The organism is Haloarcula sp. H-hyl6 (assembly GCF_056934455.1).
Map to the genome: position 1 here is coordinate 748,270 of NZ_JBRIIK010000002.1, position 22,841 is coordinate 771,110.

General features: G+C 67.3%; 23 protein-coding genes, 1 tRNA gene and 1 pseudogene. 14 read left to right on the forward strand and 11 right to left on the reverse strand.

Annotation, left to right across the window (positions count from 1 at the left end):
• Positions 1-2: 2 nt before the first annotated feature.
• From Hhyl6_RS17445 to Hhyl6_RS17455, 3 genes are all read right to left on the reverse strand, one after another.
• The gene (locus Hhyl6_RS17445; protein WP_483740520.1) at positions 3-791 is read right to left on the reverse strand and encodes a M14 family metallopeptidase; all 789 of its coding nucleotides are present in this window, start codon (positions 789-791) and stop codon (positions 3-5) included.
• An 87-nt stretch (positions 792-878) separates the two neighbouring features.
• Complete coding sequence (locus Hhyl6_RS17450; RefSeq protein WP_483740521.1) at positions 879-1,358, reverse strand: DUF309 domain-containing protein; 480 nt, start codon at positions 1,356-1,358, stop codon at positions 879-881.
• A 40-nt stretch (positions 1,359-1,398) separates the two neighbouring features.
• A complete protein-coding gene (locus Hhyl6_RS17455) occupies positions 1,399-1,617 on the reverse strand; it encodes a hypothetical protein (protein WP_483740522.1) in 219 nt (72 codons plus the stop codon).
• 103 nt (positions 1,618-1,720) lie between these two features.
• On the opposite strand from Hhyl6_RS17455, the gene Hhyl6_RS17460 reads away from it, so the two are divergent.
• From Hhyl6_RS17460 to Hhyl6_RS17475, 4 genes are all read left to right on the forward strand, one after another.
• A tRNA-Leu gene (locus tag Hhyl6_RS17460) sits at positions 1,721-1,804 on the forward strand.
• Between the two features lie 296 nt (positions 1,805-2,100).
• Positions 2,101-2,301, forward strand: coding sequence for a hypothetical protein (locus tag Hhyl6_RS17465; RefSeq protein WP_483740523.1), 201 nt, complete (start codon positions 2,101-2,103; stop codon positions 2,299-2,301).
• 55 nt (positions 2,302-2,356) lie between these two features.
• A complete protein-coding gene (locus tag Hhyl6_RS17470) occupies positions 2,357-3,193 on the forward strand; it encodes an inositol monophosphatase family protein (RefSeq protein ID WP_483740524.1) in 837 nt (278 codons plus the stop codon).
• Positions 3,194-3,281: 88 nt separating this feature from the next.
• The gene (locus Hhyl6_RS17475) at positions 3,282-4,430 is read left to right on the forward strand and encodes a DUF63 family protein (RefSeq protein ID WP_483740525.1); all 1,149 of its coding nucleotides are present in this window, start codon (positions 3,282-3,284) and stop codon (positions 4,428-4,430) included.
• 1 nt (position 4,431) lies between these two features.
• Here the strand turns inward: Hhyl6_RS17475 and Hhyl6_RS17480 are convergent, their stop codons facing one another.
• From Hhyl6_RS17480 to Hhyl6_RS17495, 4 genes are all read right to left on the reverse strand, one after another.
• Positions 4,432-4,584: a hypothetical protein gene (locus Hhyl6_RS17480; protein WP_483740526.1), complete on the reverse strand. Its 153-nt coding sequence runs from the start codon at positions 4,582-4,584 to the stop codon at positions 4,432-4,434.
• Between the two features lie 81 nt (positions 4,585-4,665).
• On the reverse strand, positions 4,666-6,378 hold the full coding sequence (locus Hhyl6_RS17485; protein WP_483740527.1) for a YcaO-like family protein: 1,713 nt from the start codon (positions 6,376-6,378) through the stop codon (positions 4,666-4,668).
• Between the two features lie 31 nt (positions 6,379-6,409).
• Complete coding sequence (gene tbsP / locus Hhyl6_RS17490) at positions 6,410-7,228, reverse strand: transcriptional regulator TbsP (protein ID WP_483740528.1); 819 nt, start codon at positions 7,226-7,228, stop codon at positions 6,410-6,412.
• Positions 7,229-7,438: 210 nt separating this feature from the next.
• Positions 7,439-9,412 (reverse strand): hypothetical protein, encoded by a 1,974-nt coding sequence (locus Hhyl6_RS17495; protein WP_483740529.1) that lies wholly within the window; start codon positions 9,410-9,412, stop codon positions 7,439-7,441.
• 251 nt (positions 9,413-9,663) lie between these two features.
• Between Hhyl6_RS17495 and glyA the strand changes: the two genes are divergently transcribed.
• The 4 genes and pseudogenes from glyA to Hhyl6_RS17515 all read left to right on the forward strand — a co-directional run bounded on the left by glyA (position 9,664) and on the right by Hhyl6_RS17515 (position 13,052).
• Complete coding sequence (glyA, locus tag Hhyl6_RS17500) at positions 9,664-10,911, forward strand: serine hydroxymethyltransferase (RefSeq protein WP_483740530.1); 1,248 nt, start codon at positions 9,664-9,666, stop codon at positions 10,909-10,911.
• A 161-nt stretch (positions 10,912-11,072) separates the two neighbouring features.
• A pseudogene (locus tag Hhyl6_RS17505) lies at positions 11,073-11,574 on the forward strand (hypothetical protein).
• Between the two features lie 104 nt (positions 11,575-11,678).
• Positions 11,679-12,572, forward strand: a complete 894-nt coding sequence (locus tag Hhyl6_RS17510) for a bifunctional methylenetetrahydrofolate dehydrogenase/methenyltetrahydrofolate cyclohydrolase (RefSeq protein WP_483740531.1) — start codon at positions 11,679-11,681, stop codon at positions 12,570-12,572.
• Positions 12,573-13,052: an NUDIX domain-containing protein gene (locus Hhyl6_RS17515; protein WP_483740532.1), complete on the forward strand. Its 480-nt coding sequence runs from the start codon at positions 12,573-12,575 to the stop codon at positions 13,050-13,052.
• Positions 13,053-13,058: 6 nt separating this feature from the next.
• Here the strand turns inward: Hhyl6_RS17515 and Hhyl6_RS17520 are convergent, their stop codons facing one another.
• Entirely contained in the window at positions 13,059-13,781 is a 723-nt protein-coding gene (locus Hhyl6_RS17520) for a DUF7117 family protein (protein WP_483740533.1), read from the reverse strand.
• 59 nt (positions 13,782-13,840) lie between these two features.
• Between Hhyl6_RS17520 and Hhyl6_RS17525 the strand changes: the two genes are divergently transcribed.
• Positions 13,841-13,987, forward strand: a complete 147-nt coding sequence (locus tag Hhyl6_RS17525) for a hypothetical protein (RefSeq protein WP_483740534.1) — start codon at positions 13,841-13,843, stop codon at positions 13,985-13,987.
• A gap of 223 nt (positions 13,988-14,210) precedes the next feature.
• Here Hhyl6_RS17525 and Hhyl6_RS17530 read toward each other — a convergent pair whose 3' ends face one another.
• Positions 14,211-14,498 carry an amphi-Trp domain-containing protein gene (locus Hhyl6_RS17530; protein WP_483740535.1) on the reverse strand — a complete coding sequence of 96 codons (288 nt, stop codon included), beginning with the start codon at positions 14,496-14,498 and terminating at the stop codon, positions 14,211-14,213.
• Between the two features lie 210 nt (positions 14,499-14,708).
• On the opposite strand from Hhyl6_RS17530, the gene Hhyl6_RS17535 reads away from it, so the two are divergent.
• Positions 14,709-14,984, forward strand: coding sequence for a PadR family transcriptional regulator (locus tag Hhyl6_RS17535; RefSeq protein WP_483740536.1), 276 nt, complete (start codon positions 14,709-14,711; stop codon positions 14,982-14,984).
• Between the two features lie 4 nt (positions 14,985-14,988).
• Here Hhyl6_RS17535 and Hhyl6_RS17540 read toward each other — a convergent pair whose 3' ends face one another.
• Positions 14,989-16,269 carry an AI-2E family transporter gene (locus Hhyl6_RS17540; protein ID WP_483740537.1) on the reverse strand — a complete coding sequence of 427 codons (1,281 nt, stop codon included), beginning with the start codon at positions 16,267-16,269 and terminating at the stop codon, positions 14,989-14,991.
• Positions 16,270-16,351: 82 nt separating this feature from the next.
• On the opposite strand from Hhyl6_RS17540, the gene Hhyl6_RS17545 reads away from it, so the two are divergent.
• Positions 16,352-17,620, forward strand: a complete 1,269-nt coding sequence (locus Hhyl6_RS17545; RefSeq protein WP_483740538.1) for an MgtC/SapB family protein — start codon at positions 16,352-16,354, stop codon at positions 17,618-17,620.
• A 5-nt stretch (positions 17,621-17,625) separates the two neighbouring features.
• Here the strand turns inward: Hhyl6_RS17545 and Hhyl6_RS17550 are convergent, their stop codons facing one another.
• Entirely contained in the window at positions 17,626-17,955 is a 330-nt protein-coding gene (locus Hhyl6_RS17550; protein WP_483740539.1) for a ribbon-helix-helix protein, read from the reverse strand.
• Positions 17,956-18,117: 162 nt separating this feature from the next.
• On the opposite strand from Hhyl6_RS17550, the gene Hhyl6_RS17555 reads away from it, so the two are divergent.
• The 3 genes from Hhyl6_RS17555 to Hhyl6_RS17565 are packed head-to-tail and all read left to right on the forward strand — an operon-like array spanning position 18,118 to position 22,815.
• The gene (locus Hhyl6_RS17555; protein ID WP_483740540.1) at positions 18,118-20,028 is read left to right on the forward strand and encodes a sensor histidine kinase; all 1,911 of its coding nucleotides are present in this window, start codon (positions 18,118-18,120) and stop codon (positions 20,026-20,028) included.
• Between the two features lie 45 nt (positions 20,029-20,073).
• Positions 20,074-21,012 carry an HhH-GPD family protein gene (locus tag Hhyl6_RS17560; protein WP_483740541.1) on the forward strand — a complete coding sequence of 313 codons (939 nt, stop codon included), beginning with the start codon at positions 20,074-20,076 and terminating at the stop codon, positions 21,010-21,012.
• 45 nt (positions 21,013-21,057) lie between these two features.
• Positions 21,058-22,815: an alkaline phosphatase D family protein gene (locus tag Hhyl6_RS17565; protein ID WP_483740542.1), complete on the forward strand. Its 1,758-nt coding sequence runs from the start codon at positions 21,058-21,060 to the stop codon at positions 22,813-22,815.
• Positions 22,816-22,841 lie beyond the last annotated feature (26 nt).

A 22,841-nucleotide genomic window follows, 5' to 3' on the forward strand; every position in this document is an offset into this window, starting at 1 on the left:
GGTCAGTCGAGAGCGCCGACGTGGGTCGCCGTGTAGCCGAAGACGTCCTCGTAGCCTTCGGCCGAGAGGAGGACCGGGTGGAACGGTTCCTCCGCGACGACGCGCTCGCCGTCCGCCGCGGCGATTGTGTCGCCCGCGGCGAGTTCCTCGAAGTTCCGGGCGTAGACCTCGTACTGGTCGGCCGCGGCCTTCGGAATCGGGTCGCCCAACTGGAACAGCGGGAGGGCGTCGGTACGGGGCGGGACCGGGTCGTCGGTGACGTTGGTCGCGGCGAGGAACTCGCGGATGACCCGCTCTGCGTTGACGCTGGCCTCGGGGGACCCTTGATACCCACACTCCACTTCGACGGTGTCCGGGGCCGCGGCGAAGATGCGACCCTCGTTGGCACCGCGGGTCTTGACGACGGCGTCGACCGAGAGTTTCGGGCAGACGTCACGGACCATCGGCGTCACCTCGTCGACGAGGGCGAACATCCCCTCGTAGGACTGGGTCGAGTGGAGCGAGAGGACGGTGCAGTCCCGCAGTTCCTCTGTCAGGTCGGCGGCCAGTCGCTTCTCGTGGCTGTCGGCCTCCGGGTCGCCCGGGAACACGCGGTTCAGGTCGGTGTCGAGGTATCGCGTGTCGGCGTCGAGGGCCTCCTCGTTCGCGACGACGAACTTCACCGGCCGCGAGACGGCCGGCGGGTCCGCGAGCACCGCCTCGATGCCGTCCCGGCCGCACGGCTCGTCGCCGTGGATGCTGCCCACGACGGCGACCTTCGCCTCACCGTCACCCAGTTGTTCCACTCGCATTCGACGGTAGTTGTGTGCCCGGCCATTAGAGTCGTGTGGATTCCGCTCGGTAGGTCGTGGGCGGCCGCCCCGAACGGGGAAACGGTGTCAGTCCAACTCCTCGGCGAACGCGAAGTCCGTCTCGTCGGCGACCGGGTAGCCGCCGTCGAGTCGTATCTGCCATCCGTCGAGGACGCTCGGGTCGTTCAGGGCGTTGTTGACCGTCGTCCGGACGTCGAGTAAGTCCACGCCGTAGTAGTCGTTGGGCACCCCGCGGAAGTACTGCAGGGAGGTGCGGAACAGCGAGCGCATCCCGTCGTCGTCCTCGAAGTCGAAGTGTTTGTACGCGCCGGCGGCCACCTGCACCATCCCGTGGAGGAACTTGCTCTCCGTGGACCCGCGGCCGTAGTTGTACCACTCGTCCTCGAAGCAGTCGTGTGACTCGTGGAACTCCCCGGCGTTGTACAGGCGGACGCCGTGGACGACGGCCCGTCGCAGCGTCGCGTGCTCCCACTGCCCGTCCGCCCGCCACCCGGCCGGGTCACCCTCGGGCGGGCCGACGCTGGCGTCCCGCGTGTGTTCGTCCATGGCTTACGTTCGAGGCCTGCATGGGTCAATCCACCGGTCCTCAGAGCGTCTCCCCACACTCGGGGCAGACGCTCTCGGTGGCGGCCGTCGAGTGGTGACAGCGGGGACAGACCACGGTCCCGTCCGGGCTACCGGGGTCGTGGTACCCTTCGTCGTCCCGAAGCGCGTAGACGGCGAGGGCGACGACGAGCAACGTCAGAAGGACGCCGACGACCGGCAGGGCCCCGCCCAGTTGGAAGAGGACGGTGGGAGACGCCATACGCCGACTCTCTCGTTCCACGCTGTTAGGCGTTTGCCCCTGCGGTCCGTTCCGTACGACATTTATACCACACCGCCGTCAGAACGGAATGCGAGACACGCGTGCGAGGGTAGCCAAGCCAGGAAACGGCGGCGGACTCAAGATCCGCTCCCGTAGGGGTCCAAGGGTTCAAATCCCTTCCCTCGCACTGTTGGACCGACCGCGGTCCCTCGCACACAGTGCCGGAAGACTCGCACGGAGCGGTCTTCCCTCGCAACTCTCCGACCAGAACCCGTCGAGAGGCGTCTGTCGGCGCTCGGATACCGCCCGACGAATGGTCACGGAGCGCCGACTCGGACCACGGCATAGCCTCACCGGCACTCCGGCGAATTCAGCGCTCAAAAACTCCAGAATACTGTGTGTCGCGCTCTCACGCTTCTGGGTACGTCTGCCGTTCTCTAACATATGAGTAGCTTTATACGGCGACGTGAGATAATGACACACATGGCTACCGACCAAGCAGACGGTTCGGGTATCCGAGTGCCACCGCTGGAGAACACGGCGTTCTTCTCCATCGAGGCGGACGACGACTACGTCCGCATCGAGCAGTCGCTCGGAAATCAGGTACTGTACACGCCGGAGGAAGCGCGAGACATCGCTCGCTCTATCCTCGACGCCGTCGACGAGGCCGACGGCGAGACGTAGCCACCGTTTGCTGGATACCGAGGTGGTAAAGGGGCCGGGACTGTCACCCTCGGGCATGTCGGATGCACATCACCGAGCGGCGCTGGCCGAACGCGCCGCCCGGGCCGGGGGCGTCGTCGCCCGCCAAGCGTTCCGCGGTGACCTCGCCGTCGAGACCAAGACGAACAAGAACGACCTCGTGACCGAGGCCGACCGGGACGCGCAGGCACAGGTCGTCGCCACCGTCCGTGAGGAGTTCCCCAGCGACGCGTTCGTCCTCGAGGAGGAGGCTGTCGCGCTGAGCGGGCCGGAGACCGGCGAGACGACGCCGACCGTCCTCGACGAGATTCCGGACAGTGGGGTCGCGTGGGTCGTCGACCCGATAGACGGGACCGCGAATTTCGTTCGAGGCAACCGCACGTGGGCGACGAGTGTCACCGCGGTCCAAGACGGGGAACCCGTCGGGTCGGCGACCTACATGCCGGCGGCCGGGGACCTGTTCGCCGCGGGCCCGGAGAGCGCGACCCGCGACGGGGCGACGCTGACGGTGAGCGAGCGGTCCGACCCCGAGACGTTCGCCGTCGCGCCGGTCGGGTGGTGGGACCGCGACGACCGGGCGGAGTTCGGTCGCCTCTGCACGGCCGTCGTCGAGCGGTTCGGCGACATGCGGCGCCTCGGGAGCTTTCAGGCGACGCTCGCGTTCGTCGCCGACGGTGCCCTGGAGGGCGCAGTCTGTACGAAGCCGATGTACCCGTGGGACACCGTCGCCGGCGTCCACATGGTTAGACAGGCCGGCGGGACGGTGACGGACCTCGACGGCGAGCGGTGGTCCCACGAGAGCGAGACGCTCGTCGCCTCCAACGGGGAGGCACACGACGAACTGGTGGCCGCCGGCACCGAGGCGCTGGAGTGACCGGCAGGCCCCGAACAGGCGGTGCGGTGTCGCAGGTCCGACGCACGCGACCGGAAACCTGAAACCGACGCACGACGGTCACTGGCCCATGGACACGTTCGAGCAGGTCGTCGACGAGTACGGGGCCGGACGGCTCTGGGTCGCGTCGTTCGTCGCCGTCATCGTGGTCGGGTTCGGCGCGGTTCTCGCCGCCCCCCGCGTCGTCTGGGACCAGTTCCTCTGGCACTACTTCTGGGGGCCGGTGTACGCCGACGCGATGGCCGCGAGCTGTGCGGTCCTGACCGAGAGCGGCCCGGAGCCGCTCTACGAGGGCTGTACGGCCGCCGTCGAGAGCGGGCGCATCGTCGCCGAACCGGGCTACACCGTCGTCTCCGAGGTGGGGTACATGCTGATTCTGGTGTACATGCTCGTCGGCGTCTACCTCCTCTTGGACCGTCTGGAGATAGCCGAGGACCCGAAACTGTACTTCGCCTTCGTCCCGTTCATGCTGCTCGGCGGGGCGCTCCGGACCGTCGAGGACGCGACCGACCGGGCGCTGGACGCCGGGTTCGCGCCCATCGTCGACTACCCGCTCAGTTCGCTCATCATCAGCCCGGTCATCTACGGGACGCTGTTCGTCATGACGCTGGTGACGCTCGTGGTCTGTCTCCGACTGGACCGCGAGGGATACGTCGACAGCTACTACCGCGCGACGGCGACCGTCGGGACCGTCCTCGTCGTCGCGACGCTCCTCTATCTGACCGGGGTTGCGCTGACGACGGAGTACTCGACGCTGTACCCCTCGGTCCTGCTCACGACCGTCGGGATTGCGACGGTGCTGTCCTACGGGCTCTACCGCGCCTTCGAGGCCTACGCGCCGGAGGTCAACGACGGGACCGGTTACATCGGTCTGGTCGTCATCTGGGGTCACGCCATCGACGGCGTGGCGAACGTCGTCCTCGCGGACTGGCTGGACGTGCTGAACGTCCCGCTCACCTACTACCCGAAGCACCCAGCGAACGCCTTCATCATCGCCACGACGGAAGCGCTCCAACCGGCGGGGCTGACGGCCGCTGTCGGGACGTCGTGGCCGTTCCTCCTCGTGAAACTCGTCGTCGCGTCGCTGGTCGTCTGGCTGTTCAACGAGGAGTTCATGGAGGAGAGTCCTCGCTACGCGTTGCTGTTGCTCGTCGCCGTCACCGCGGTCGGACTCGGTCCCGGGACGCGCGACATGTTGCGGGCCACGTTCGCCATCTGACTCAGAACTGACGCAGCGCCGACTCGGGGTAGTGTCGGACCCCGCAGTTCGGGCACTCCGCGACTGTCAACGGCGACCCGTCCGTCGCCGTCGTCTCGACGCGGACGAGGTCGTGTCCGCAATCGCTACACGGGAGTTCGAACTCGGTTACCATTGCTTGTCGTGTCGCGTGCTACCGACTCACACGCGTCAGTAACTACCGCCCCCACCGGAATAAACGAATCGGTGCCCCACCTCAGGGGAACGGATGGTGCGCCCGACCGAGTCGCGGTTCGAACCCGAGGTCCTCGGGCACTCGCTCTGCACGTGCCCCGAAGTAGCCGTCGTCGAAGAAGAGCGGTTGGGCCGTCGGGCAGAACGCGCGCACCGCCTCGAAGCCCATCTGCGCTACGTCCGGCGTGGTGAGGCGACTCGCGTACGGAGTGAGTCCCGCTTCGACCACTCGGTCGACGAGTGCGTCGAGTTCGGCCGCGCCGGTGGGAGGCGACTTCGGGCCGATGCTCGACAGGGGGACGGCGGCCTCCGTCTCGGTGAGCGAGGCTGCGTCGTCCGGCCGGTCGGCGTACCGTCCGATGGCACCGTCGGCGTCTCGTGCCTCTTCCCGTCCCATCCCTCGGAGTTCCATCCAGTTCTGAACGGCCTCTTCGAGCGCACCGGCGGCCGCCGCCGCGGGGTCCAGTCGGGCCGACGACCCCAGCGCGAACTTCGGCCACGTCTCCCGTTCGAGGGCGACTGCGACCACGGGGACGTCGACGTCCTGCGTGAGCAACAGCGTCGTCACGTCGAGGTCCTCCGAGCGCGCCCGCCGTCGCAGTGCGTCGAACGTCTCGTGGTCCTCGACGACTACCTCTAGGGGGTCGTAGGTGGAGTACCACGACAGCATCGCCGCGTCGCGTTCGACCACCTCGTAGAGGCCCGACAGCAGTGCGTCCGTCTCCGAACTCCCCAGCCCGAGACCGGTGGTCGTGGCCGGGCGGACGGACCGGGACGGCGGGGGATAGACGACGACTTCGGCCGGCGCGTGCCGTCGCTCGCCGGTAGCAAGGTTCTCGACGGGCACCCACGGCAGTTCGGTCCCGCCGCCCCACTCGCCGTCGCTCGGTGCGACGAACTCGGACGGGTCGAGCGCGTCCTCGACGGCCTCGGCGGTGCCCGACGGCATCGACGCCGCTCGGTAGACACCGGCCGCGTACCGCTCGTAGCTCTCGCCGAGCGCCTTCATGAACGCCGAGTCCCAGTCGCTCGCGACGCCGGCGGCCTGTTGGGGGGCCGTCACGTCGCTGAACCCCTCGGTGTCCGTGAGGGACGCGAGGTAGTACGGTGCCGGGAAGGACTCGGCCTCCCCGACGTTGCGCACGACGCCCACGCGTTCGTCCAGTCCCGCCTCCGCCCGAGCGAGCGCTTCGCGTTCGTGGTCGCTCTCGCCCGTGTGCGCGAGGCCCCACCGCGACGCGCCGGTGCAGTCACATCCCGGTACCGGGAGAAACTGGCGCTCGGTATAGGGGAGTTCGAGGACGGTGCCGACGACGACGCTCTCGCCGGTGAGGGCCTGCGCCACCCGACGACCGGCGACTGCACCGGCGAACCGCTGGGTCCCGCCTGCCGGGGCCTCCGCGGGGTCGTCCTGTCGGTCGACGTTCGCTCGAACCCGATTCCGCAAGCAGTCGTAACAGCCGGTCTGCGGCCCGAATCCCGAGACTGCGGCGTCGACGACGGGGACGCCGCCGATGCCGCCGAGTTCCACGGCGACCCACGGGGTGTCCGTCGTTCTCGCGCGTTCGTCCGCGACGTCGAACAGGTCCGACGTGACCTGCCCGACGACGACGCCGAGGTCCACCGTTCGGGTCAGCGGGTCGTCACGGCGGACCACATCCACGGGCGCGTCCGACAGCGCCGCGACCAGCGACTCGACGGCCGGGCCGTCACCGACGACTTCGACAGTGGTCATGTCCGGGCAAACACGGAGGGGGCGGAAAAACCTATGCGGCCAGCAGGCTCTGTGCGACCGTCGCCAGTTCGTCGGCGTCGGCGTCCTCCAGTCGCTCGTCGCCGAGCATCAAGCGGAGTCGCGGTCGGCCTACGTCGATTGGCACCTTCTCCGTGTCGATGAGGCCCATGTCTTCGAGTTTGGTCTTCGTCCGGGAGAACGTCGCCTTGCTCGCGAGGCCGACGTCCTCGCCCCACTTACTGATGTCGTACAGCAGTTCGCCGTTCTTCGCGGCGACCAGCAGACTGATGGTGACTTCGTCCAGTCCGTCGCCGTCGCCCCGCGCCGTCGCCAGCGACCCGAGGACGCTGTCGAAGTCGGCCGCGGCCTCCGCTCCGATTTCCGATTCGAGGGTGCTACGGACCGTCGAAATCGGCGGCGTCCGGAGCGAGTACGTCTCGGCGTCGTCCCACGCCGTCTCGTAGTAGCCGTACGCGTCGTCGACGAAGTCGCCGTCGTCGGTGCCCAGTCCGCCGACGGCGTCGCCTATCGTCACCAGCGCGTACACGGCGTCGTCCCTCACGGCGACCGAGTGGGTCGGTACGTCGGTGAGGAGGCGCATCGAGAGGTCGCCGGCCTCGACGAGGTCGGCGGCCGTACTCGCCACGAGGAAGTCGTCCATGACGTCTTTCAGCGCTCGTTCGTCCGCGAGTAATCTGACCTCCGGTGGGTCGTCCTGTTCGTCCAGCGTCGTCACGAGCGCCGAGATGGTGTCTCGGTCTGGGTTGACGACGTACACCGGGGTGTCGGCGCCGTCGAACACCGACGACAGCGTGGCTCCGACGTCGTCGTCCAGTAGGGTTGCACTCATTGTCCCAATGTATGTATTGTGCTTTGAACCATTTAATTTCATCGGCCGGTTCGAGTTGAATTCTTGAATATTCGGCCACAGGCACCGTTTCGACGCACTAAATATAGGTGCCGTTCCGACTATCAAAAAACGAAACTAGAGGGGGCTATTCGTAGCCGTTCAGTGCCGCTATTCGCCTCCCAGTTCGCCTCGTTGATAATGGTGGTGGTCTCACGCCGATTCGCCGAGACGGTCGACGAGGTGTTCGGACCAGTGGAACTCCCCTTCGAAGATGACCGGGACCGAGATTGATTCGAGCGTGTCGCGGAGCGTGTCCGCCGACACGGACAGTTCGGTTCGCCGCCCGTTCAGCGCGACCTCGTCCTCGAACGGGAGCGCGTAGCTCTCGCCGGCCTGTAGGGTCATCACCTCACAGACGAGGTCGTAGCCGTCCGCAGTCTCGCTCACCCAGACGACGACCGGTTCTGCGGGGCTCGGCAACAGCGCGTACGTCCCGTCGCCGACGACGGCGTAGTCTTTGCCCATCATGATTCGTCGCCGGGCCAGTTGCAGCGCCCGTTGGATGCTGAAACCGTTGCTCAGCAGTCGCGCGAACGCCGTCCCGACCATCGCCGCGTGGCGGTCGAGGACGTCGTTGAACGTCACCGCTCCGGCCACGGACCCGCGTTCGACGAGCGCCAACCCCTCGTCGTAGGAGCCACAGGCGTTGAGGAAGAAGGTGCGCGTCCGAGCGGCGGAGATGTCCGCGACCGACAAGGGCCCGTCGGGACATTCGAGGCCGTCGTCCTCGCAGTGGCCGATGAAGTGGACGAAGTCGTTCTCGCTCTCGAAGACGTCGGCCAGTTCGGCCCGCGTCAGCCCCTCGGTGACGGTCACGTCCATCGGGAGGTCCGCCGCCCGGTAGATGTCCGTGACGGTGTCGTGTTCGTCGGACATGGCGGTGTCGTTCAGGACGACCGAGACCTGCAACCGGTCGGTGTCTCGCTCTCGGAACCGGTAGCGGTTCTCGTAGGCCGTCGGCGTCGTCTTGAACGCGTCGATGGGCGTTCCGGGGGCCAACCACGCCTGCACCCGTCCGGTCCCGCGCCCCGGGTCCATCACCGTCGGTCCCCCGGCGGTGCCGCGGGTCGGGTAGGCGTCCGAGAGCGTCCTGTCGAGGAGGTCACACCGGTCGAGTTCGGCCGCCTCGGGTAGGAAGACGAGACTCAGTTTGTCCAGCAGGAAGGGGAGACACCGCGCCCGGTCGAGCGAGGGGCGCGCGTGCGTCGAGAGGTGCCACTCGGGGGCCGCCTCCCGCACCGTCTCGGTCGGCACCGACAGGTACCGTTCGAGTCGCCCCGCTGGGGACAGCGCTCGCACCGCGTCCGGGTCGAGCGAACAGGCGTCGAGAACCTCCGGTGCGGACTCGGGGTGCAACCGACGGACCAGACAGTCGAGGTAGAACACCGTCCGCAGGAGGTCGGCAACCTCCTCTTGGAACGTCGGCAAGGGGTCGAACTCTCGCCTGATGTCGGTCCCCGCGGCGGTCAACACCGCTCGGTCGCGCTCTTCGGCGCAGACTTCGGCACCGAGGTAGTACGCCAGCGGTGCCGCGACGAACAGCGACTCGACGGTCGACGGAAGGCGGAGTTCGACGCCCGTATCGGGGCGCTGTGTCCCGACGGCGGCGGGAATCGACACCGTCTCGCCCGTCGTCAGCAGGGGCGGGTGGTCCCGCTGTGTCGGGTGGGACCGAGAGGGCGCTGTGGTGTGGTGGGCCGCGCTCAGACAGGAGATGCCGGTCGCGAGGCCTGCTACCGTCTCGGGAACCTGTACGCGCGGGCGGTCCGCCGTCGTCTCCGCGAACCCGACCGTGACCGACTTCGACTCCCACAGCGAGAGGACCGTACCGTCGCAGGTCGGTCGGAGCGACGCCGGACCGTCGAACCGAACGTACAGTCGGACTTGCTCTGCTGCTAGCGGGTCGTCGGTGGCACACTCGGGTGTCACTTCGACGGTGCCGCTCAGGAGGAAGGGTCCGTCGGGCAACTCCGAGGCGGTGGCGAGGTGGTACTGTGCGTCGCAGTCTAGTGCGGTGACCGTGACGTCCTCGCTGGGCAAGGCGAGTCGCGCCGTCTCCCCGGTGTAGCTTTCGTCAGTCGACCGCGGAATCGGGTCCTCGGTCCGCTCTCGCGGGTCAGTCAACTGTTCTAGCAGTACGCTTCGGTGTCTCGACCCACCGTCGCTGACGGGTGTGCGGTTCTCCCCAGAAACGCGCCGACCCGTCACCCCCCAGGTGACCATGTGATATGGACTGTGACCTTATGCACCATATATATACTGATAACTGTGGTGACACGACCGCGCGGGGGCGTGCCGGACCGAGCTATTGACAGTGGGTCACACGCTCTCGGGCAAGAGGTAGATTATTGACCGGGGGTCCCCGAAGCCACCATATGACCTACGACACCGTCCGCGAGACGGACCCCGCCGTAGCAGACGCACTCGAAGGCGAGCGCGAGCGCCAGAACGACACGCTGGCGATGATTGCGAGCGAGAACCACGTCTCCGAGGCCGTCATGGAGGCCCAGAGTTCGGAACTGACGAACAAGTACGCCGAGGGCTACCCCGGCGAGCGCTACTACGGTGGCTGTGAGTACGCCGACGACGTCGAGGAACTGGCTATCGACCGCGCGAAGGAACTGTGGGGCGCCGAACACGTCAACGTCCAGCCCCACTCCGGGTCGCAGGCGAACATGGGCGTCTACCTCGGCGTCCTCGAACCCGGCGACAAGATTCTCTCGCTGGACCTGACCCACGGTGGCCACCTCTCGCACGGCCACCCGGCGAACTTCGCCGGGCAGGTCTACGAGGTCGAGCAGTACGAGGTCGACGAGGAGAGCGGCTACATCGACTACGAAGGCCTCCACGAACACGCCGAGGAGTACGACCCGGACATCATCGTCTCGGGCTACTCCGCGTACCCGCGCGAAGTCGACTTCGAGCGGATTCAGGAGACGGCCGACGCCGTCGACGCCTACCACCTCGCGGACATCGCTCACATCACCGGACTGGTCGCCGCCGGCGTCCACGAGTCGCCGGTGGGCATCGCCGACTTCGTCACCGGGAGCACGCACAAGACCATCCGCGCCGGCCGCGGCGGCATCATCATGTGCGACGAGGAGTACGCCAGCGACATCGACGCGGCCGTCTTCCCCGGGTCGCAGGGCGGCCCGCTGATGCACAACGTCGCGGGCAAGGCCGTCGGTTTCGGCGAGGCGCTGGACCCCGGGTTCGAGGAGTACGCCGAACAGACCGTCGCCAACGCGAAGGCCCTCGGCGACCGTCTGCAGGAACACGGTCTGGACCTCGTCTCGGGCGGCACCGACAACCACCTCGTCCTCGTCGACCTCCGCCCCTCCCACCCGGACACCACCGGCAAGGAAGTCGAGGAGAGTCTGGAGGAGGCCGGCATCGTCCTCAACGCCAACACCGTCCCCGGCGAGACGCGGTCGGCGTTCAACCCCTCGGGCATCCGCGCCGGCACCCCCGGTCTCACGACCCGCGGGTTCGACGAGGAGGCCTGCCGGGAAGTCGCCGACCTCATCTACGAGGTCGTCGACGCGCCCCACGACGACGACGTCGTCGCCGAGGTCAGTCAGCGCGTCGACGAACTCACCGACGAGTACACCCTCTACGACTGAGCGGCACCGCTGACGGCACGCCGATTCTTTTTCTTCTCTCGCTCCGAACAGTCACGTATGCCGTCTCGCCGTAGCGTCCTGACTGCCGCCGTCGGCGTCGCCTCGACAGTAGGGGGTGCGGTGAGACGCCCGCTGGCAGTTCGGGAACCGACGGGGACAGTGTGGGAACGGGCGACCCGGCAGACACGTCCACGGGCGACTCGTCTGCCGTAACCACTACCCCGGGGACGGGAACGCCGACGCTCGACCTCCGCGAGGCCAACGTCACCGCCGTCGAACTCGCCGACGAAGGCGGCGGCGAGTACCGCTTCGACGTGACGCTGTACCACGACGTTCACAAGAGCGTCGCTCTTGTGCACCCCATCAGAAATCAGAGATTTCTGAGGACGACGACGGCGAGGAGGGGTACGCGAACTGGTGGCAGGTCGAGACCCTCGACGGGGACCGACTCGGGCGGCGCGACCTGATACACGCTCACTCGACGGCGCCGTTCACCCGGTCGGAGACCGTCGCCGTCCCGGAGCCGGTGTCGTGGTCCGTGGGCACGACCAGACCCACGGTTACGGCGGGCAGGCGATGGTCGTGAGCGTCCCGAGCGGCGCGACGCGGGCCGTCTCTCAGGGGCGCGAACGCCGGCAGGTCGATGCCGAGGCGGGTCCGTGAGGGAAGCCGAGACGTGTCCCGAGGAGGTCTTGCGGGCGCTCCCGCCCGCTGTGACGGGTACGTCATAGTGACGTTTTTGGCCCCTCCGTGTCCCTCTCCACGTGATGACAGAGATTATCGACGGCAACGCCGTCGCCGAGGACGTCCGTTCGGGCCTCTCGACGGCCATCGACCAACTCGAAGACGAAGGCGTCCAGCCGTCGCTGGCGACGGTCCTGATGAGCGACGACCCGGCCAGCGAGACGTACGTCTCGATGAAGCAGGACGACTGCGCGGAAGTGGGCATCGAGGCCATCGACATCGAAATCGACCCCGACGCCGACGCGAGCGAACTGTACGACACCATCGACGACCTGAACGACGACGAGAACGTCAACGGCATCCTCGTCCAGATGCCGGTGCCGGACCACGTCTCCGACCGCGAGGTCCTGCGGGCCATCGACCCCGAGAAGGACGTCGACGGCTTCCACCCGGAGAACGTCGGCCGACTGGTCGCCGGCGACGCTCGCTACAAGCCCTGTACCCCCCACGGCATCCAGAAGCTCATCGAGTCCGCCGGCGTCGACACCGAGGGCAAGGACGCCGTCGTGGTCGGCCGGTCGGACATCGTCGGCAAGCCGATGGCGAACCTCCTCATCCAGAAGGCGCCGGGCGGCAACGCGACGACCACCGTGTGTCACTCCCGGACCCAGAACCTCGCGGAGAAGACCCGAAACGCCGACATCCTCGTCGCTGCGGCCGGCGTCCCCGAGATGATAGACGGCGACATGGTCGGCGAGGGGGCGACGGTCATCGACGTGGGAATCAACCGCGTCGACGCCGACACCGAGAAGGGGTACGAACTGGTCGGCGACGTCGAGTACGAGAGCGCGAAGGAGGTGGCGGGAGCCATCACGCCCGTCCCCGGCGGCGTCGGCCCGATGACGCGGGCGATGCTCCTCTACAACACGGTCAAGGCGGCGGGCCTTCAGCACGACGTTCAGGTCGACCTCCCGTAGATGCCATCGCTGGACGCTTTCGAGGACGATGCGTTCACCCGGGCGGTCACCAGACGGGTCGCGACGCCCGCGTTCGAGTCGTTCCAGCGCCGCGTCGAGGGCGGACTGGAGTGGGGCGTCGGCGCACTCGTCGAGGACACCGCGGACCGTCTCCTCCTCGTCTACGAGGACGAGACGTGGAAACTCCCCGGCGGCGGCGTCGAAACAGGCGAGACCCGCGAGACGGCGCTGGTCCGTGAGGTGCGGGAGGAGGCCGGCGTCGACGTTTCCGTCGGCGAACTGCTCGCAGTGACCGAGGTGACGCTCACCGACGGCACCCGCGAGACGCAGTTCCACTTCGGGACTTATTGGGCGACGCCGGCGGACACGACGCTCGCGGCGGACCCCGGACTCGCCGACGAGGGCATCGAGCGCGTCGCGTGGCGAGAGACGGTTCCGGAGAACTGCATGGACCGCCGCCTACTCCAGCGGTTCCGGTGACAGCCCTCAGTCCCCGTCGCCGTCGAGCCCGCTCAACCAGTTGTCGGCGGTGACGTAGGCGCTCTCGTCGCCCTGTCCGACGAACCGGCCGAGGTCACGGGCGGCGTGGAGCAAGCGGTTCGCGTTCGAGGGGTCTACGTCGCCGTCCAGCGCCTCGACGCGCTTCCGGTGGTCGCGGATGCGACCCGATAGCTGTCGGCCCTGCTCGTTGGGGTGGTCGTCGAGATACCGTCGCACGTCGGACTGATACCGTTCGACCGCGGTGGCCATCGCCAGTCCGAAGGCCGTCCGAAGTTCGGTCGGTACCTCGTCGGCCCCGGGTCGTTCACCGGCGTCGGCCCCGCCCAACAGGTCGAAGAAGTACAGTTCGGCGGCGTCGCTCGGGCGCATCTCTCGGGCGACGGCGCTGGCGACGTGTTGCAGTTCGACCGCCGCGACGTACGTCTCGTCGAGCGGTTCGAGCGTTCCCGTGTCGATGAACCCGCGCTTGCGGGTGTACTCGCGGCAGGTTTCGGCCGCGGCGGTGGCCACGTCTTCCAACGGGTCCTCGTCGATACGGTTCCTGATTGGGGTCAGGTCCAGCGAGACGGGCGCGTCGGTGTGTTCCGTTCGTTCGTCGACGCCGACGCTGTGGACGCTCCCGCAGTCCGGACACGCGACGCTACCGGTGTCGTAGTACGACCACCGGGTCCCGCAGGACTGGCACTCCCGGTCCCCGCGAATCTTCATACGGTCTCTCCGCTCGCCGCCCTCAAGTTTGTTCCGCGAGCGGTTCGTAGGACCACCCCATGCGCTCGGAAGACGAAGTGCGCGACCAGTACGAGTTCCTCGCCGAACAGTTAGCGAGTGACGAGATGCGTCACGAGCGAGTCAGGATGATGTTCACCCACTACAAGCGGGCGCTGGGGTGGGTACTGGAGGAAGAACACATCTGAGTACGATTATTCCGCGCGGCTCGAGTTTGGTAACTAACACCACTGAGCGGGTGCCGGTACTTTTAAGTTCATCACCCTCTTCGTGTCAAGTGACGCTTCGCTTGGAGGGCCGAAGCGTCAGCGGGGACCAATTCAGGGCGGCAAGCGGTCGCGTTTTTCGCGACCGCTTTCCACTTACTTCGCTGCACAACACGAGAAAAGCGACAGCCACGTTCCGCGTTCCTCACTCGATGTGTAACTCGCCAGCGCCCGCTTCGCCGCCGGAGGCGTCCTCGGGCCATTCGAGTTCGACTTCGATGCTCAGTTCGCCGTTGCCGTCCGTCGGCCCCTCCCGTTCGGCCTTCACCTCGAACTCCACGTCCGCCGGTGGGTCGAGCGACACGGACTGGTCGCCGGCGCGCAGCGTCACGTCGCCGCCGGCCCCAATCGAATCGGCCAGCGACCGCAGGTAGTCGGCGACGGCGTCTCTGCTCATGCGCTGTTCCGTCTCGAACAGAATCTCTTCTGGCATACTCTGTCTTGGCGGCGACGACAAATAATATCGTCGGCATCACCTCCGACGGTATGATGTAATGTTGACTCGAATCTCGTGAGGATAAATTGCGATTCAAAAACGTCGAAACGGCCGAATACGCGAGGGACGTGTTCCAGTAGCTCGCGAAACCCTCCGATTCGACACATTTAAACGATTTAGACAATAATAGTAGTATAGAACAGAGCGATGCACGACCTGACAGGCTTCCAGCGTGACCTCCTCTACGTCATCTCGGGTCGAGAAGAGCCACACGGGCTCGCGATAAAGGAGGAGCTAGAGGCGTACTACGAGAAAGAGATTCATCACGGTCGACTGTACCCGAACCTCGACACGTTGGTCGACAAGGGCCTCGTCGAGAAAGGGCAGCGCGACCGGCGGACCAACTTCTACACCCTGACGCGGCGCGGCCGTCGGGAAATAGACGCCCGGCGCGACTGGGAGAACCAGTACGTCGACCTCTGACGCGTCACCCGGCTTCGGGGTCGTCCGACCCCGCTGGCGGCGTCGAACCGCTCACAGACCCGCTGGTCGCGCTGGCCGTCGTGTGCTCGCTCTCGGCCACTGCTCTATCTTCTTCCACGTCGCCGACTTCCTCGCCGATGAGGTTCGTCGGGTCGACTGCCTGCGGCCGAATCCGCTCCCCCTCGATGAGTTCGGGGAGGACGAACCGTGCGAAGTGGACGACGAGGACCAGAATCATCGGCGCGAGGAAGATACCGTACCACCCGAAGAGGAACGGCCCGAGGATGTACGCGAACATCAGCGTCCCCGTGTGCAGTCCCGGTTGGACCTCCTCGTCGGCGTCCCGTGCGCCGAACCGGCCCAGAGAGAACGACGCACCGCTGGAGACGTACGGGCGGACGAGCAGGTCCGGGATGGTGTCGACGACGACGAACGCGACGCCGACGAACAGGCCGACGAACCACCACTCTCCGGGCCCGAACGCGGCCTGCACACCGAGGTAGGCCGCCATCGGCACGTAGACGATTTTCATCCCGATGATGGGGATGAGACTCGCGGCCCCGGCGAGCAGACCGGTCAGCGCGGGGTAGGGAACCGAGAGGCCCGGGGGTGCGACGAAGTCGACGACGCTGAACGCAATCGCACCGATGGCACCGGTGACGATGGCGTTGAGGATGTTCCCGTAGAAGACCTTGTGGAAACTCTGGTCGACCTCGTGGAAGTACCGGTCGAGGACGCCGCGGTGGTCGAGGAAGTTCTTCGCCCACTCGGCGAGTCGTGGACCGTCCCGGAGCAGGTAGAACGCGAACGCGAACATCACGAAGACGTGGACGAGGCCGGTGCCGACGAACCCGAGGTAGTTCACGAACTGGCCGAGCGTATCGACAACCGTGCCGGGACCGGCGGCGTCGGAGAGGAGCGCCTGCGGGTTCTGGACGACGTCGGAGACGTTGAGGTACGGTTCCACGACGTCGGCGTAGGGACCGATGTCGGCGGTGTCCGCGAACCGCTCGAACTCCTGGAGGGCGATGGCGATTGTGTAGTACAACAGCGCGATGACGGGGAAGGCGAGGAGGAACAGCGAGAGGAGTGCCGCGAGCGTTCGCTGTCGGACCCGCCGGTAGACACGCCGGTACAGCGGTCGCGTCGCGTAGTAGAGGAAGACGCCGAAGACGAAAGTGCCGATGAACGTGTAGAGGACGAACAGGAGCGTCGCCACGAGTACGGTCCCGAACCCAATCCAGAAGGCCCGGGGCCAGTCAACGTCCACGTCGTACTGCGCCATGGGTCCCGGTTTCACACCGGTCGGCAAAAAGGTGTGCTGTCGCCGGCCAGAGTGTTTTATCCCCTCACCTTGTAGCGGTAGTGTGACTGTTCCGATTCAGTTGTCGTCGTTTCCCGTGGACACGGCCGTTCTTCGCATCTTGTTGGCCGGGGCCCTAGGGATGTTCCTCGGGATGGAGCGAGAGTGGTCGCAGAAGTCGGCAGGAATCCGTACATTCGCGCTCATAAGCCTCCTCGCAGCCGTCTTCACCATCGTCGAGAGCGAGACGCTGTTGGTCGTCGGCGGCGTCCTCGTCATCGTTCAGGGCGTCTTGCTCGCGGTGCAGGGTCTCCTGCAGGAGGAGGAGGCGCTCTCGCTGACCACCTCGGTGTCGATGCTCGTCGCCTACGGTGTCGGTGCGCTCATCGCCAGCGGTTACACCCTCGAAGGCGTGACCGTCGCCGTCCTCTCGTCGCTGTTGCTCGTCCTCAAGCGGGAACTGCACACCTTCGCGGGGGGGCTCTCCAGGCAGGAGTTGCGGTCGGCCACCGAGTTCGCTATTCTGGCGTTCGTTATCTACCCGCTCCTGCCGGCCGACCCCGTGGAAGTCCCGGGCGGTCTGCTCGACATCGCCGTCGAACTCCGCGTCATCTGGCTGATGGTCGTGTTCGTCGCCGGCATCGGCATCGTCAACTACGCCGTCGTCCAGAGCTACGGCGGGCGGGGCATCGCCATCACCGGTTTCTTCGGCGGCCTCGCCTCGTCGACGGCCGTCGTCGGGACGATGCTCGACCACGTCAAACAGCGGCCGGACGCCACGTCCTACGCCGTCGCCGCCATCCTGCTTGCCGACGCCGCGATGGCCCTCCGGAACCTGCTCATCGCCGTCGTGTTCTCGCTGGAGAACGGCGTCTTGCTCGCGGCCGTCGTCCCGCTCTCGGCGGTCATCGTCGGGAGCGTGGTGGTCGCGGCGTACACCGCCGACTGGAGCGAGACGGTCGAGATGGACATGGAGAGCCCGTTCTCCCTGCAGAACGCCCTCGCCTTCGGGGGCGTGTTCCTGCTGGTGGTCGTCATCGGCGGTATCGCGAGCGCGCGTTTCGGGACGGCGGGCCTCTACGTCACGTCGGCGCTCAGCGGCCTCGTCTCCAGCGCGGGTGCGACCACCTCGGCGGTCCTCCTGTACCGCGGCGGCGCTATCGGGGAGCAGACGGCGATGATAGCCATTCTCGTCGCGACGGCGGCCAGCATCGTCGTGAAAGCGGCGCTGACGGCCCCGGGGTCGAACCGGCAGTTCGCCTCCCGCGTGGCGCTCTGGAGTTCCGTCGTCCTCACCGGCGCGAGTCTGACCGCCGTCGCGATGCTGCTGTGAGACGCTTAGAACTGGTACCGCCGGTCGTCGTTGTCCTGTTGCTGTGGGAACTGGTTCGCGCCCGTCATCTCGTCGAACGTCATCCCAGAGAGGTACTCGTCGTAGGTGCAGTCGTAGCCCGACCGGAGGTGGAAGTCTAGCGTCCCCCGTTCGACCGTGGACTGGAAGAAGGCGTGGACGGCGCGCCTGACGAGTTCGTCGGCGCCGTCCGGGTCGAACGCGACGGAGAGCATGGCGAGTTCGTTCCGCGTCTCGCGGTCCAACCCGACGGCGAGTTCGTCGCCGAACTCGGCGTACTCCGCTTCGACGTCGTCCTGTAGGTCTTCGAGAGTCACGTCCCGACTGTGGCGAAGGGCGGGGAAACGCTTTGCGACTCGACGGGACGCTGGCCGACGAGTCGCGGTTGATATCGGCGCTGGAATACAAAATCTTATACACGGTAGCGCGTGTGGATGGACGTAACGTTCGGGTCGGGGGCCCGGAGGGCGCGACTTTGCATGACAGGACGTGACGACGACGAGCGCCGGACCGGCGCTCGGAACGGGAAGACAGGGGGTGGAAACGGACCGGAGAGCGACCGCGCAGACCCGCCCCTCGACGAGGGACGTTCCCTTCCGATTGTCACGAGCCGATATCGCACCACCGTCGCCGTCCTGTTCGGTCTCGTCGTCCTCGTCGTCGCTGCAGTCGGCGTCGGCAGTTACGCGGTCGCTCACCAGACCGCCGGGTCCGACAGGACTGCCGACCTGCGGTCGACGGCGACGGTACAGGCCGAAGCGGTCGGTGGGTGGCACTCCGCGCTCAGCGTCCGGACTCGCACGCTCTCGGACGCGTCGGCGGTCCGCTCGGGGAACGAGACGCGAATTCGGGAGTTCCTCCGGAACGAGGCCGTAGGCGCGCCCGCCGACGTGACGGCGGTTCACTACGTCGACACCTCGGGCGTCCGGACCACCGTCGCTGCCAGCACGGACGAGTCCGTAGCGGGCGGGACGCTCGCGGGCACGCAGTCGGCGTGGCGCTCTGTCGTGGCAGCGGCGACGGCCACTGGCGACGAGGACGGCGTCGTCCACTCGGAACAGGCCTACGAGGGGGCGGACGGACTCTCGCTCGCGTTCGCGAGTCCGGTGCCCGACAGTGGCGCCGTCCTCCTCGTCGTCGGAGCGGTGGACGAACGCCGGTTGGGCGGTGGGACGGCGCCGCTAACCGTCTTCGACGAGACGGGGACGGCGGTGTTTACGACCGGTTCCGGCGCCGTCCCCGAGACGGTTCCGGAGTCGCGGGTCGATACCGTCTCCGACCGAACCGCCGTGACCGCGACTCGTGACGACGCGGTGGTGGCGTACGCGCCGGTGGAGGGTGCGCCGTGGGTGGTCGCCACGGCCGCCGAACGGTCAGTTCTCGCCCGACCGACGCGATTCGCGGGACTCACCGCGGCCGCGATACTCGCGGTGACGGCCCTGTCGCTCGGTGCCGTCGGCGTGTTCCTCACCCGGTGGACGGTCGGGCCCGTCACCAGACTGACCCGTCGAGTGCGCGCGATGGGACGCGGTGACCTCGACGCGGACCTCTCGACGGGCCGAAGGGACGAGGTGGGGCGACTGTACGCCGCCGTCGAGGAGATGCGCGACAGGACACGCGAGCAGTTGCGGCAGGCCCACGAGGCCCGGGAGGTCGCAGAGCAGTCCCGCCGCGAACTCGAACGCCAGAACGACCGCCTCGACCAGTTCGCATCGACCCTGTCACACGACCTCCGCAACCCGCTGACGGTCGCTCGCGGCCACGCGGAACTGCTCTCGGCGGAGTTCGACGCACTCGCGACCGAGGGCGTCGAGACGGACGACCTCCAGCGTCACGTGGACAAACTGGAGAACGCGCACGACCGCATCGAGTCCATCATCGAGGACGTCCTCACGCTCACCCGGGAGGGCGCGAGCGTCGAAGAGACGGAGCGAGTCCGCCTCGGCGACGTTGCCCGCGACGCGTGGTCGACCGTCGACAGCAAGGACGCCGACCTCGTAGTGACGGCGAGTCGCCCCATCGAGGCCGACCGGTCGCGTCTCCTGCGGGCCTTCGAGAACCTGTTTCGAAACACCGTCGACCACGTGGGGGCCGGGGCGACCGTCGAAGTGGGGACGCTGCGTGACGGGTTCTACGTCGCCGACGACGGCCCCGGTATCCCGGACGACGCGGTCGACGACATCTTCGAGTACGGACACACCGCCAGCGAGGGCGGAACGGGACTCGGCCTCTCCATCGTCAAGACCATCGCCGAGGCCCACGGCTGGCGCCTCTACGTCGACACGACGTACGAGGACGGTGCCATGTTCGTCTTCTCGGACGTGTTCGACCGCGACGACAGCGGGTGGGAGGAGTCGTCGTTCGAGTGGGTGTCGGCCGACGACGACTGACCGTAACCACCACACACAAATCGGAACGGCCCGAACGAGTGCCCAATGAGCGAGCAGTCGGCGACGGACGCGCCGGGTGACCTGCCGGCGGACCTCGAACCGGTCCAGCGGGCGCTGGTCGAGTGGTACGAGTCGGACCACCGGGAGTACCCGTGGCGACAGACGGAGGACCCGTACGAGATTCTCGTCTCCGAGGTGATGAGCCAGCAGACCCAACTCGACCGCGTCGTCGGCGCGTGGCGGGACTTTCTGGACCGCTGGCCCACGACCGCCGACCTCGCGGCGGCCGACCGGGGCGACGTCGTCGGCTTCTGGACGAGTCACTCGCTGGGGTACAACAACCGCGCGAAGTACCTCCACGAGGCCTCCCGACAGATAGTCGAGGACCACGACGGCGAGTGGCCCCGCGACCCCGAGGGACTCTCCGAACTGATGGGCGTCGGTCCCTACACCGCCAACGCCGTCGCCTCCTTCGCGTTCGACAACGGGGACGCCGTCGTCGACACGAACGTCAAACGCGTGCTGTACCGCGCATTTGCAGAAATCCATAATGCGGACGATCCGGACTACGAAACGGTTGCGAACGCCCTCATGCCGGCCGGAGAGTCCCGAATCTGGAACAACGCGATCATGGAACTCGGCGGCGTCGCTTGCGGGAAGAAACCACGGTGTGACGAGGCCGGTTGCCCGTGGCGCGAGTGGTGTCACGCCTACCAGACCGGTGACTTCACGGCACCCGACGTGCCCACCCAACCCGAGTTCGAGGGGAGCAGGCGGCAGTTCCGCGGCCGCGTGGTCAACGTCCTCAACGAGTACGACGAACTCGCACTCGACGAACTCGGGCCGCGGGTCCGCGTGGACTACGCCCCGGACGGCGAGAACGGCCGCGAGTGGCTCCGTGACCTCGTGACCGACCTCGCCGACGACGGCCTCGTCTCGGTCGGGGAAGGCGACGGCGAGACGGTCGTCGCGCTGGACCGGTGAGCGACGGCCGAAACCGGCATACCGACTCCCGCCATACGCCCCTCCATGCCGGGTGAGGGCGGGCTTGACGGCCTCGACGAACCGTCGCGGGCCAGCGACGACCACGCGGAACTGCTCTCGGAACTGGACTCCCACGACCTCGCGCTGGCGATGGACCTCGTCGAAGCGGGCGACTCGGACGCTCTCGAAGTGGACGCCGACGGCGACCCGGACGAGGTGTTCCCCCAGTCGGTCGCCAGCGGCGGCCCGACGCCGTCCGGCGTCATCCTCTGGACGCGCGTCTCACCCGACCGGTTCGATTCGGAGACGCCTCTCGGCGTCGAAGTCGCCGCCGACCCCGACTTCGAGGACGTGGTCTACGACGGCGTCGTCACCGACCCGGACCGCGTCCGGGCGCACGACTACACGGTGAAAGTCGACCTCGACGGCCGCCTCGACCCGGACAGCGAGTACCACTACCGGTTCGTCTACGACGGCGTCGCGTCCCGAACCGGCCGCTGTCGGACGCTCCCGCACCCCGACGACTCGCCCGAGTCGCTCCGCGTCGCCGTCCTCACCTGCCAGAACTACCTCAACGGCTACTTCCCGGCGCTCGGCCACGTGGCCGAAGAGGACGTGGACTTCGTGGTCCACCTCGGGGACTTCATCTACGAGTCCGACGACGGCCACTTCAAGGGCATCGGCTCCTACGAGTACGAGGGTCGTGAGCTATCGCTCCCGAGCGGCTACGACCGCGCGCACACGCTCGCCGACTATCGCTACCTCCACCGCACGTACCGTTCGGACCGGTTCCTCCAGCGGACGATGGAGTCGCACACGCTCGTCGCCGGGTGGGACGACCACGAGATGGTCAACGACGTCTACTGGGACTCCCGAACCCACGCGCCGTCCGGCGACCACCCGAAGGCCGACTACCCCCAGTTCATGCGGGAACTCGTCGCCGACGCGATGCACTCGTGGTGGGAGTACATGCCCGCCCGCGTCGAGTACGACCCCAACGGCGAGTCGCTTCAGGACCGGTTCAAACTCTGGCGTGCCGTCGAGTTCGGCGACCTCGTGACGCTCGCGTTGACCGACGAGCGACTGTTCCGGGACCCGCCACGGGAGGCCATCCCCACGCCGGACAACGTCGGCCCCCACCGCGAACCGCCCGGCCGGACGATGCTCGGCGAGGAGCAACGCGAGTGGCTCGTCGACACCATCACCGGGTCGGAGACGACGTGGACGGTGTGGGCCGACGAGGTCCTCACCATCCCGTTCCGCATCGGGTCGGGGCCCCTGTCGCTCTACCCCGTGCAGGGGGGGTGGGACGGCTACACTCGCGAGCGCCAGCGCATCTCGGAGGCCATCGGCGCCGCCGACGTTGACAACTACGTCACGCTGACGGGCGACATGCACTGCTACGTCGCCGGCTACCAGCAGACCTCCTATCCCGGACGAGTCACCGGCGGCGAGGGCGCCGCCGAGGGCGACCGAATCGGCGTCGAGTTCATGACGCCGGCCGTCACGTCGCTCAACGTCGCTGAAGCACTCCACCTGACACGCGGCCTGCGCGGGCGCATCACCGAACCCCTCCTCACCAAACTCGTGACGGCGATGAACCCGCACATCGAGTTCTTCGACAGCCACAACTGGGGGTACTCCGTCGTCGAGTTCACTCGCGAGGACTGCACCTACGTCGGCTACGGCGTCGACAAGACGGTCGATTCGATGGACGCCGAGAAGTCCGTCGTCGCCGCCTACCGCGTCCCCGAGGGGGTCGTCAACCTCCAGGACGTCACCGACCAGTACCGCGAGGGGTAGGCCGGTTCCCGGTTCCGCTATCACTT

Bases quoted from the DNA above. Each gene is read 5' to 3' on its own strand.
- Hhyl6_RS17465 (WP_483740523.1), top strand. From the start codon at position 2,101: ATGGCTACCGACCAAGCAGACGGTTCGGGTATCCGAGTGCCACCGCTG.
- Hhyl6_RS17450 (WP_483740521.1), bottom strand. From the start codon at position 1,358: ATGGACGAACACACGCGGGACGCCAGCGTCGGCCCGCCCGAGGGTGAC.
- Hhyl6_RS17475 (WP_483740525.1), top strand. From the start codon at position 3,282: ATGGACACGTTCGAGCAGGTCGTCGACGAGTACGGGGCCGGACGGCTC.
- Hhyl6_RS17560 (WP_483740541.1), top strand. From the start codon at position 20,074: ATGAGCGAGCAGTCGGCGACGGACGCGCCGGGTGACCTGCCGGCGGAC.
- glyA (WP_483740530.1), top strand. From the start codon at position 9,664: ATGACCTACGACACCGTCCGCGAGACGGACCCCGCCGTAGCAGACGCA.
- Hhyl6_RS17480 (WP_483740526.1), bottom strand. From the start codon at position 4,584: ATGGTAACCGAGTTCGAACTCCCGTGTAGCGATTGCGGACACGACCTC.
- Hhyl6_RS17535 (WP_483740536.1), top strand. From the start codon at position 14,709: ATGCACGACCTGACAGGCTTCCAGCGTGACCTCCTCTACGTCATCTCG.
- Hhyl6_RS17445 (WP_483740520.1), bottom strand. From the start codon at position 791: ATGCGAGTGGAACAACTGGGTGACGGTGAGGCGAAGGTCGCCGTCGTG.
- Hhyl6_RS17540 (WP_483740537.1), bottom strand. From the start codon at position 16,269: ATGGCGCAGTACGACGTGGACGTTGACTGGCCCCGGGCCTTCTGGATT.
- Hhyl6_RS17530 (WP_483740535.1), bottom strand. From the start codon at position 14,498: ATGCCAGAAGAGATTCTGTTCGAGACGGAACAGCGCATGAGCAGAGAC.
- Hhyl6_RS17555 (WP_483740540.1), top strand. From the start codon at position 18,118: ATGACAGGACGTGACGACGACGAGCGCCGGACCGGCGCTCGGAACGGG.
- tbsP (WP_483740528.1), bottom strand. From the start codon at position 7,228: ATGAGTGCAACCCTACTGGACGACGACGTCGGAGCCACGCTGTCGTCG.
- Hhyl6_RS17470 (WP_483740524.1), top strand. From the start codon at position 2,357: ATGTCGGATGCACATCACCGAGCGGCGCTGGCCGAACGCGCCGCCCGG.
- Hhyl6_RS17525 (WP_483740534.1), top strand. From the start codon at position 13,841: ATGCGCTCGGAAGACGAAGTGCGCGACCAGTACGAGTTCCTCGCCGAA.
- Hhyl6_RS17485 (WP_483740527.1), bottom strand. From the start codon at position 6,378: ATGACCACTGTCGAAGTCGTCGGTGACGGCCCGGCCGTCGAGTCGCTG.
- Hhyl6_RS17520 (WP_483740533.1), bottom strand. From the start codon at position 13,781: ATGAAGATTCGCGGGGACCGGGAGTGCCAGTCCTGCGGGACCCGGTGG.
- Hhyl6_RS17565 (WP_483740542.1), top strand. From the start codon at position 21,058: ATGCCGGGTGAGGGCGGGCTTGACGGCCTCGACGAACCGTCGCGGGCC.
- Hhyl6_RS17510 (WP_483740531.1), top strand. From the start codon at position 11,679: ATGACAGAGATTATCGACGGCAACGCCGTCGCCGAGGACGTCCGTTCG.
- Hhyl6_RS17455 (WP_483740522.1), bottom strand. From the start codon at position 1,617: ATGGCGTCTCCCACCGTCCTCTTCCAACTGGGCGGGGCCCTGCCGGTC.
- Hhyl6_RS17515 (WP_483740532.1), top strand. From the start codon at position 12,573: ATGCCATCGCTGGACGCTTTCGAGGACGATGCGTTCACCCGGGCGGTC.